Genomic DNA, 8,704 nt, shown 5'->3' with positions numbered 1-8,704 from the left:
GCTTTCATGTCGGCAAGCGCCAACGCCCTGCACTACCAACAGATCGGCTTCTTCCAGGGTGGTCTCGCCGTCACCACCGCCGGCCTGACCGCCGCCATCACCTACCAAGGTGGCAAGGTCAACAACCAGTTGGCCCTCGACCCCAGCGGCGGCGCGCCCATGGACGCGACCGTCTTCGGCCTGACCTACGTCAACGGTCCCTGGGTATTCGGCACCGCCATCGGCATCATCAATTCCCAGGGCAGTGCGAACCTGGTAGGGGTCTCGCAGCGTCACCAGTTCGAAACCGCGATCGGTGGCAACTACAAAATCGCCCCGGGTGTCAACATTGCGTTCGAATACAACTACTATCAGACCCACCAGGGCGACTTCAACTTCGCAACAAACGGGGTGGGCAGCAGCGCCTACAACGACGTGAAGGGTCAGGCTCTGTACTTCTCGACCGTGCTGACCTGGTAATCGACTCGATCAACCAGACGACCGAAGCGGCGGGGCATCACCCCGCCGTTTCTTTTTGTGACACGCATTTGTCCCCGGCTTTCTGCCACGATACGAATCCCGGTTGCTGACCGCCCTGGCGGGCGCTAAAGCTGCCCGACTTCGGCGAGTGCCAACAAAAGGCTTTTCATCGCAATGCGATCGACCCCGCTTTCTATCCGGCTTCTTCCCGTGGCACTCCTGACGGTGCTGGCCATTGCCGGATGCTCGTCCGACGCCGTCAAGCCAAACCCGACACCGGCCGAATTCAACGGTCTGGGCAGTGGTTCGCCTGGCGACCCGTCCACGACCCGCATGGGTGGCAGCGACAGCGGCACGATCTTCGGGATTGGCAAAGGTCCCAAGGACAAGGACCAAGGCACCGGCGGCGGCGGTTCTGGCATCGGCGTCAATGCCTTCCTGTGGCGTGGCGCGCTGGACACTATCTCCTTCATGCCGCTGGCCTCGGCGGACCCGTTCGGCGGCGTGATCATCACCGATTGGTACACCCCGCCCGGCACCAGTGGGGAGCGTTTCAAGGCCACCGTTTATATCCTCAGCCGCGATCTGCGCAGCGATGGTGTTCGGGTCAACATCTACCGGCAGGTCCTGCAGAACGGCCAGTGGGTGGACGCGACCGTCGCCGACTCGACGGTTGGCGACATCGAGAACAAGGTCCTGGCACGCGCCCGCCACATGCGGGAACAACTGCAAACCAGCAGCTAACCCGGCACCCCATCTTCACCGTCATGGTCCGAACCGGCCAGCCCCCGACGGTGAGACCCTGATGCCGCGGCGATCGCCACCCCGTGTCAGAACCCGCGGGACCGTATTGGCCGCATCTATCCGCCGTGAAACCACCTCCCAACGCTGCTGATGCCCATGCACCAGCCCGAGGCGGATCGACTGGTGCAAGCCGCGGCCGCGGACCTCATCCACGGCCACGTCACGCAAGCGGCCGGCCTGCTGGAACAGGCGCTGCGAGCCGATCCCCGCCACAAAATGGCGCTCACGAAGCAGGCCGAACTGGCACTCTTCGACAAAGATCCGCAACGCGCCCTCGCCTTGACCGACACCGTGCTGGCCATCGAGCCGCATTTCGCCCCGGCCTGGCATCAGCGCGCCGCCGCCTTCTGGTCGGCTGGCCGCCAGGCCGAGGCACTGCAAGCCGCTCGGAAAGCCGTCGATATCCAGCCCCCCAACCCCGAATTCCGTCTGCGACTCGCGCGATTCGCCGCCTGGACCGGTCACGGCGCAGACACGCGGAACGCGTTGATCCCTCTGCTGGCCGCCGAACGCCACGACCCGCTCAACCACGCCGCCGCCCTTGGCATGCTGGGGGAACTGGCCATCGCCGAGGGCCGCTTCGACGACGCAACCCCGTATCTCGATCAGGCACTGGCGCTGTGCCCGGCCCTGGACGTCACCCGGATGCAACGCGGCATGAACCGGCTTCGTCTCGGCCAATTCCAAGCCGGCTGGGCAGACTATGCCGCTCGGGAGGCCATTCCCGAACTCCGCAGCGGCGCGTCGCCAACCCGCGCGGACCAGGTCTGGCAGGGCCAGCCCCTCACCGGGAAGACAGTCCTGGTGACCGACGACCAGGGTCACGGCGACTCGATCCAGTTCTTCCGCTATCTGCCGCTGCTGCGGGATCGCGGGGCGGCCCACGTCACCTGGCAGACGTTTCCGCCGTTGGTGCGGCTGCTGTCCGCCGCCGCGCCATACGCGACGGTCGTGGACGCCCTGCCCGACAACGCGCGATTCGACGTCCAGTGCGAGTCCACCAGCCTGCCGCGCTGGTTCGAAACCGAGCTGGACAGCATTCCGGCACCAAGAGAGTACCTGCGGCCCCCGGCACAACTGAAATCACCACGCAAACACCTGACAGACCGGCGCCTGAGGGTGGGGCTGGCATGGTCAGGGGATGCCCGGCACGCACGCGACCATCTACGCTCGATCCCGGCCGATCTATTCCTGACCCTTGCCGACGTGCCGGAAATCAGCTTCCACAGCCTGCAATACGCGACGCGTCCCGCCGACCGCCCCGCCCTCAACGCCCACCCGGCAGTTACCCGGGACATCCAGAAGGCGACAGATTTCGCCGATACCGCCGCACTGGTCGCGCACCTCGACCTGGTGATCGCGGTCGATACCGCGATCGCGCACCTGGCCGGCGCGCTGGGTAAGCCGGTTTGGATCGTGTTGCACGCCGCACCCGACTGGCGCTGGCTGACCGACCGATCCGACAGCCCATGGTACCCCACCGTCCGGTTATTCCGCGTAACCCCTGCCGAGTGGCTGGGCGGCGCCGGTTGGGGCCCCGTTGTCAACCGGGTCGCGACAGCGTTGGCCGCGCTATGATGCGCGTGATCGCCTGACGCCGAAGGCCAGAAAGGCGTGAATCACGCCAAAACCAGACTAGCCCGGAATCATGCGTCCCAAGGGCCGGCCGGCGAACAGATGAACGTGGAAATGCGGCACCTCCTGCCCGGAATGCTCACCCATGTTGGCGAGCAGCCGATAGCCCGGCGCCTCCAGGCCCAGGTCCTTGGCGATCGTGCCCACGGCGCGGATAAATCCGGCGATTTCCGCCTCGCTGGCCGAGGCACTGAAATCGGCAAAGGAACAATATGGCCCCTTCGGAATCACCAGCACATGCGTCGGCGCCTGCGGATTGATGTCGTGGAAAGCAAACGCGAAGTCGTTTTCGAACACTTTCTTCGCCGGAATCTCCCCACGCAGGATGCGGGCGAAGATATTCTGCGTGTCGTAGGGTGGCAGGCCGCTGACCGGCATCGGAACGTCTCCCTGAGGCGATATGTCCAGGTTTTACGACGCCGCCGCACGCCATGCCAGACACCCTACGGAATCTTCGACGTCCCCACCTTGCGCCGCACCACCACGGGCTTGGCGCGCGCGGCCTTCTCGGCGATGCCGCTGATTCCCTCACGACGGATCAATTCCGCCCAAACCTCTTCCGGCCCGACATCGGAGGACACCCACAGCACCAGCAGATGGTACAGCACGTCGGCGCTCTCGGCGATCAGGGCGTCGCGGTTGCCGGCGACCGCTTCGATCAGGCACTCCACCGCTTCTTCGCCGAATTTCTGCGCCACCTTGGCGGGGCCCCTCGAGAGCAACCGAGCGGAGTGGCTGACAGTGGGATCGGCGCCGCGGCGACTCTCGATGACGGCGAACAGCCGGTCCAGGACGACCGCATCGGACACCACCGGCGCGGCGGCCACCTTGGCGACCCGGGTTTTTTTCGACTTTCCCCCCGCCGTCCGAGACACCTTCACGGACGCCTTCGGCCGGCCAGCCGCCGTCTTTTTCTTGGTGGATTTGGCCATGCTCAGGCGGCCTCACGGGGCAAACGAATTGGCAGGCCGGCATCGGCCAAGGCCTGCTTCACCTGCATGATGGTAAACGTGCCGAAATGGAAGACGCTGGCGGCCAGCAGCCCGGTGGCACCCGCCCGCGCACCCTCCACGAAATGCGCCAACGTGCCGACACCGCCCGAGGCGACCACCGGCACCCGCACCGCGCCACACGCGGCCCGCAGCAGATCGAGGTCGAAGCCCGTCCCGGTACCATCGCGATCCATGCTTGTGAGAAGGATCTCCCCAGCACCCAGCGAAACCACCTGACGGCACCAGTCGATCGCATCGATGCCGGTGTTCCGTCGCCCGCCATGGGTGAACACCTCCCACTTGCCGGGGCCGGTCTGCTTCGCATCCACCGCGACCACGACACACTGGCTGCCGAACTTCGTCGCCGCCTCACGCACCAGCTCCGGCCGCGCCACGGCGGCCGAATTGATGCTGCACTTGTCGGTGCCGGCCAGCAGCAATCGGCGCATATCCTCGGTCGAGCGAATTCCGCCGCCAACGGTCAGCGGCAGGAAAACCCGAGCGGCGGTGCGGGAAACGACGTCGAGGATGGTGTCGCGGTTCTCATGACTGGCGGTGATGTCGAGGAACGTCAGTTCATCCGCGCCGGCCGCGTCATAGACGGCGGCCTGCTCCACCGGGTCGCCGGCGTCGCGCAGGGACACGAAGTTCACGCCTTTCACGACGCGACCGTCTTTCACGTCCAGACAGGGGATGACGCGGAGTTTCAACATGGGGGGGCTTTAGAAAGCGCGGCGGCGCACGATGCAAGGACATAAGCACATATCGGCTGTGCAAAGATGCATACAACCGGATCACGCCTCAACTTATCCGGATATCAGGCTGCCAGCAGCGCCAACGCCGCACCCGGATCGATCCGCCCGTCATACAATGCTCGGCCGACGATAACCCCCTCGATTCGCGTGCCTTTCGCGGCATGCTTCAGGGCCTCCAGATCAGCCAGGCCCCCCACCCCACCGGAGGCGATGACCGGCGTGGTCAATCGCTGCGCCAGCGATACGGTCTGATCCAGGTTGAGGCCGCCCAACATCCCGTCCCGCCCGATATCCGTGTAGACGATCGCCGAGACGCCAGCGTCCTCGAACCGCAGTCCCAGGTCGGTGGCCGGCATGCTGGACGTCTCCGCCCAACCCTCCGTCGCGACAAACCCGTCGCGGGCGTCGATGCCGACAACGATGCGGCCTGGGAATTGCGCGCACGCCTCGATCACCAACGCCGGTTTTTTCGCCGCCGCGCTGCCCAGGATCACCCGCCGGACCCCAGCGTCGAGCCACGCCGCGATGCCGGCCAGGTCCCGGATGCCGCCGCCAAGCTGCACCGGAATCGTGACATGACCCAGAATCGAGCGCACCGCCGCCGCATTCACCGGCTTGCCCGCGAACGCGCCGTTCAAATCCACCACATGCAGCCAGGCGAAACCGGCATCCTGCCAGACCTGCGCCTGCGCCCCCGGATCGTCGGCATAGACCGTCGCCTGATCCATGTCGCCACGCCGCAGGCGCACGCACTGGCCGTCCTTCAGGTCGATGGCAGGATACAGGGTGAGTCCGGTCACTGTCCGCTGCTTGCCTTGGGCGGCCGCAGCCGCTTGTAAAAGAAGTAACCCGTGACCGACTTGCCGCGCACCAGCGCGTACTCCGGATGCTCGCCCCAGCGGACATAGCCGTGCGATTCGTACATCGCGATCGCCACCGCCTGCGTCTCCCGCACATCCAAATTCAGGATGTGATACCCGAGTTCCCGCGCCCGCTCCTCCACCGCCGCTGTCAGCATCCGCGCCAGCCCATGCCCGCGCGCGTACGGAGCGATGTAGGAGTGCATCAGATTGGCCGCGAACGCCTGCGCTTCATTGTTACGCGGCGGTCGCACCAGGATCGCCGACCCGACGATGTCACCATTCAGGCGTGCGACGAACAACTCCCGCTCCGGCACCAGCAGAACACCGCGGAAATACGTCTCCAGCGCCCGCCGGCCCGGCGGCGTCACCCACCCGAAACCGCCACCATCAAGGATCGCCGCGTCCGTCGCCTCGCACAGCGTGTGCAGGTCGTCGTCGCCGAACGCCTTGAGCCGCTCGATCAGCAGTTCCGGTTCCCGAGTGGCGGTAGAGTTCCCCGACATGCTCACGGCGCCCAGCGCAGGAAGTTGGACAGCAGGCGAATGCCGACGTCCTGGCTTTTCTCGACGTGAAATTGCGTGCCGGCGCGATTGCCGGCCACGACGATGGCCGGGATAGTGCCACCATAATCAGTGGTGGCGATCGTCTCCGAAGGCGCGCCCTGTACCAACGCATAGCTGTGAACGAAATAGACGTGGTCGCCCGGCTCCAGCCCCTCCAGCAGCGGATGCGAGCCAGGAACGAAATCCAACCCGTTCCACCCCATCTGCGGCAGGCGCAGGCCGGCGGCCGGCATCTCCGCCACGTCCCCCTTGATCCAGCCGAATCCGGGCGTGACGGTGTGCTCCAGGCCGCGTTCGGCCATCAGTTGCATGCCGACGCAGATGCCCAAAAAGGGTGTGCCACCGCTGGTCGCGGTCTGAATGGCATCACGCATCCCGGCGACCGCCTCAAGCCCAGCGGCACAATCCGCGAACGCACCCTGGCCGGGCAGCACGATCCGGTCGGCGGCCCCAACCACGGCAGGATCGGCGGTCACGGTCACCGAGGCATCAATCCCCGCCCGTTCCGCCGCGAGCGCCAGTGCTCGGGAGGCCGATGCCAAATTGCCGCTGCCGTAATCGACCACCGCGATCTTCATCACGCCGGCTCCGGCCGGAACCTGGCAGCCAGGTCGGGCCGATAGGTCAGCAGGCGCACAAAGGCATCGTCGGGGTTACCGGCAGAAACGACATGGACCAGCAAATAACCGCGATGTTCCAGCGCCCAGCGACGCAAGTCGTTACCGGTCAGCCCCAGGATCAACGCCACGCCGGCCGCGAAAATCCCGCCCGCCGGTTCGGCCACGAGGACACGAATCAGCACATAGGCCGCCAGACTGATCGCCGCGGCGATCCAGGCACGATGTGCGGCCAGCCACAACGGCCCCAGCACCAACGCGCCCCAGGAAAACCCCTCACGCACCAGAACCGGAGCAGCGTCGGCCTTCAGCAGCGCGGTATAGATCTTCACAGTGCCCCCTTGGTCGAGGGGATGGCATCGCCCACCCGCGGATCGAATTCGACCGCCATCCGCAGCGCCCGGGCCGTCGCCTTGAAGCAGGCCTCGGCGACATGGTGCGCGTTGCGGCCGGCTCGGCGGGTGATATGCAGCGTGATCAGCGCGTTGAACGCCAGCGCCCGGAAGAATTCCTCGAACAGCTCGGTGTCCATCTCGCCGATCTTGGGACGCTCGAAGTCCACGTTCCAGGCCAGGAACGGCCGGCCGGAGATATCGATCGCGGCCTCGGCCAGCGTCTCGTCCATCGGGATCAGCGCGCTGCCGAACCGGCGGATGCCGCGCTTCTCGCCCAGCGCCTTGCGCAGCGCCATGCCCAGCACGATGCCGACATCCTCGGTGGTGTGGTGATCGTCGATATGCAGGTCGCCCTCGGCGTGGACCGTCAAATCGAACAGCCCATGGCGGGCGAGCGACGTCAGCATATGGTCGAGAAAGCCGATCCCGGTGGAAATATCGCCGACACCCGTCCCGTCGAGATTCAACGTCAGGCGGATATCGGTCTCCGAGGTCGTCCGGGTGATCGTCGCGGTGCGGGCCATGATGACCGGTTCACTACAGCGCCCACGGCGCCTGGTCCAGGGGCAGTACGGTCCCATAGGGCTCGGGGCCGATCGCGGCCGATCGAAGCTTGCCTCCAAGCCCACGACCACCGAGCCATCAGCCCCAGCGCCCGACATGTCCCCAGCGTTCCGCTATGGCGGACGAAGGCCCATCCATCCTCGCAATCACGGAGTTCATCTCCACAATTGCAAGGATAATTACCCGTCGCGTCACGCCGCGCGCGATCCCGCCCCCCCTCATGACGGGCGACGGCCCGCTATCGACGCCTTACGGTGCTGATTTCAGGATAAAGCGCCGGTGACGATCCTTCGTCCGCCATGATCGGATCGGGCACCCGCACCCCACGTTCATGCAGTCATTCCGAGACGCCGCCTCGCCACCGCCCGGCCAGGTCGCCAACTCTCCGCGTCGCGGTGGCGAACGCCGGCCTCTCACCAAAAGCCATATCCGCGACGAACCAGTCATAGTGCGCGCGATATGCCGGGACAGGCTGCAACGCGCGCAACGCCTTCCCCTTCTCACTGGCGACATTATCTGCGTAGGCCGGATACTCTGGTTGGCAGCACGATTTGTTTGTCGGCGACGATATACGGTTGTCATCAATGATTATGTTTAGACGCATCAAAGGGGAGCAACTTCTGAAACTTTCAATCGGTGCCCCATCGTCGCCCTCTTTGTGTAACATTCTACTGTTTGAGTTCGATAAATTAGTCGACGCTGAGGCTCGGAAACGTGGAATCATCTATACTAGATATGCTGATGACCTCACTTTCTCAGGCCAGCGTGTCGGCATGTTGAAAGATATGATCAAAGTTGTTCAGAAATCGACCCGCGATATTGTTCGACCGCGCCTGACTGTCAATTCGGCGAAGACCACTTTTATCACTGCCAGCCGGCGACGTGTGGTGACCGGTGTAACACTTGCAAATGACGGAGCATTGAGTCTCGGTCGTGATCGTAAACGCTTGATTTCAGCTCAAGTGCATCACGCATCGCTTGGGAAATTGTCTCCGGGGGATCTGGAGCTTCTAGCTGGACAATTGGCGTTTGCGAATGTTGTAGAAAACCAACTCTT

General features: G+C 64.8%; 11 protein-coding genes and 1 pseudogene. 4 read left to right on the top strand and 8 right to left on the bottom strand.

Going from position 1 to position 8,704, the window contains the following annotated elements; genetic code table 11:
- From GSQ89_RS08795 to GSQ89_RS08785, 3 genes and pseudogenes are all read left to right on the top strand, one after another.
- Positions 1-459, top strand: a pseudogene (locus GSQ89_RS08795) (hypothetical protein); the annotation flags it as partial.
- A gap of 210 nt (positions 460-669) precedes the next feature.
- Positions 670-1,203: a DUF3576 domain-containing protein gene (locus GSQ89_RS08790; protein ID WP_254073128.1), complete on the top strand. Its 534-nt coding sequence runs from the start codon at positions 670-672 to the stop codon at positions 1,201-1,203.
- Between the two features lie 183 nt (positions 1,204-1,386).
- A complete protein-coding gene (locus GSQ89_RS08785) occupies positions 1,387-2,841 on the top strand; it encodes a tetratricopeptide repeat protein (protein WP_158924080.1) in 1,455 nt (484 codons plus the stop codon).
- Between the two features lie 57 nt (positions 2,842-2,898).
- Here the strand turns inward: GSQ89_RS08785 and GSQ89_RS08780 are convergent, their stop codons facing one another.
- The 8 genes from GSQ89_RS08780 to hisB form a co-directional block, all read right to left on the bottom strand.
- Positions 2,899-3,276 carry a histidine triad nucleotide-binding protein gene (locus GSQ89_RS08780; protein WP_158924078.1) on the bottom strand — a complete coding sequence of 126 codons (378 nt, stop codon included), beginning with the start codon at positions 3,274-3,276 and terminating at the stop codon, positions 2,899-2,901.
- A 65-nt stretch (positions 3,277-3,341) separates the two neighbouring features.
- On the bottom strand, positions 3,342-3,830 hold the full coding sequence (locus GSQ89_RS08775; protein WP_158924076.1) for a phosphoribosyl-ATP diphosphatase: 489 nt from the start codon (positions 3,828-3,830) through the stop codon (positions 3,342-3,344).
- 2 nt (positions 3,831-3,832) lie between these two features.
- On the bottom strand, positions 3,833-4,603 hold the full coding sequence (gene hisF / locus GSQ89_RS08770) for an imidazole glycerol phosphate synthase subunit HisF (RefSeq protein WP_158924074.1): 771 nt from the start codon (positions 4,601-4,603) through the stop codon (positions 3,833-3,835).
- A gap of 104 nt (positions 4,604-4,707) precedes the next feature.
- A complete protein-coding gene (gene hisA, locus GSQ89_RS08765; RefSeq protein ID WP_158924072.1) occupies positions 4,708-5,445 on the bottom strand; it encodes a 1-(5-phosphoribosyl)-5-[(5-phosphoribosylamino)methylideneamino]imidazole-4-carboxamide isomerase in 738 nt (245 codons plus the stop codon).
- Positions 5,442-6,011: a GNAT family N-acetyltransferase gene (locus tag GSQ89_RS08760; protein WP_158924070.1), complete on the bottom strand. Its 570-nt coding sequence runs from the start codon at positions 6,009-6,011 to the stop codon at positions 5,442-5,444. The genes hisA and GSQ89_RS08760 overlap by 4 nt, the downstream gene beginning before the upstream one ends.
- A 2-nt stretch (positions 6,012-6,013) precedes the next feature.
- The gene (hisH, locus tag GSQ89_RS08755) at positions 6,014-6,649 is read right to left on the bottom strand and encodes an imidazole glycerol phosphate synthase subunit HisH (protein WP_158924068.1); all 636 of its coding nucleotides are present in this window, start codon (positions 6,647-6,649) and stop codon (positions 6,014-6,016) included.
- Entirely contained in the window at positions 6,649-7,020 is a 372-nt protein-coding gene (locus GSQ89_RS08750) for a DUF2628 domain-containing protein (protein ID WP_158924066.1), read from the bottom strand. The genes hisH and GSQ89_RS08750 overlap by 1 nt, the downstream gene beginning before the upstream one ends.
- Entirely contained in the window at positions 7,017-7,607 is a 591-nt protein-coding gene (gene hisB, locus GSQ89_RS08745; protein ID WP_158924064.1) for an imidazoleglycerol-phosphate dehydratase HisB, read from the bottom strand. Before hisB ends, GSQ89_RS08750 begins: the two co-directional genes overlap by 4 nt.
- 624 nt (positions 7,608-8,231) lie before the next feature.
- Between hisB and GSQ89_RS38415 the strand changes: the two genes are divergently transcribed.
- Positions 8,232-8,704: reverse transcriptase domain-containing protein (locus GSQ89_RS38415; RefSeq protein ID WP_254073144.1), on the top strand; the 473-nt coding region annotated here is incomplete at its 3' end.

It is taken from the genome of Acidisphaera sp. S103 (genome assembly GCF_009765975.1).
Lineage (GTDB): Bacteria > Pseudomonadota > Alphaproteobacteria > Acetobacterales > Acetobacteraceae > Rhodopila.
The sequence above is the reverse complement of the archived record's forward strand: the minus strand, read 5'-3'. Positions and strand labels throughout refer to the sequence as shown.

Bases quoted from the DNA above. Each gene is read 5' to 3' on its own strand.
- GSQ89_RS08780 (WP_158924078.1), bottom strand. From the start codon at position 3,276: ATGCCGGTCAGCGGCCTGCCACCCTACGACACGCAGAATATCTTCGCC.
- GSQ89_RS08775 (WP_158924076.1), bottom strand. From the start codon at position 3,830: ATGGCCAAATCCACCAAGAAAAAGACGGCGGCTGGCCGGCCGAAGGCG.
- hisF (WP_158924074.1), bottom strand. From the start codon at position 4,603: ATGTTGAAACTCCGCGTCATCCCCTGTCTGGACGTGAAAGACGGTCGC.
- GSQ89_RS08760 (WP_158924070.1), bottom strand. From the start codon at position 6,011: ATGTCGGGGAACTCTACCGCCACTCGGGAACCGGAACTGCTGATCGAG.
- hisH (WP_158924068.1), bottom strand. From the start codon at position 6,649: ATGAAGATCGCGGTGGTCGATTACGGCAGCGGCAATTTGGCATCGGCC.
- hisB (WP_158924064.1), bottom strand. From the start codon at position 7,607: ATGGCCCGCACCGCGACGATCACCCGGACGACCTCGGAGACCGATATC.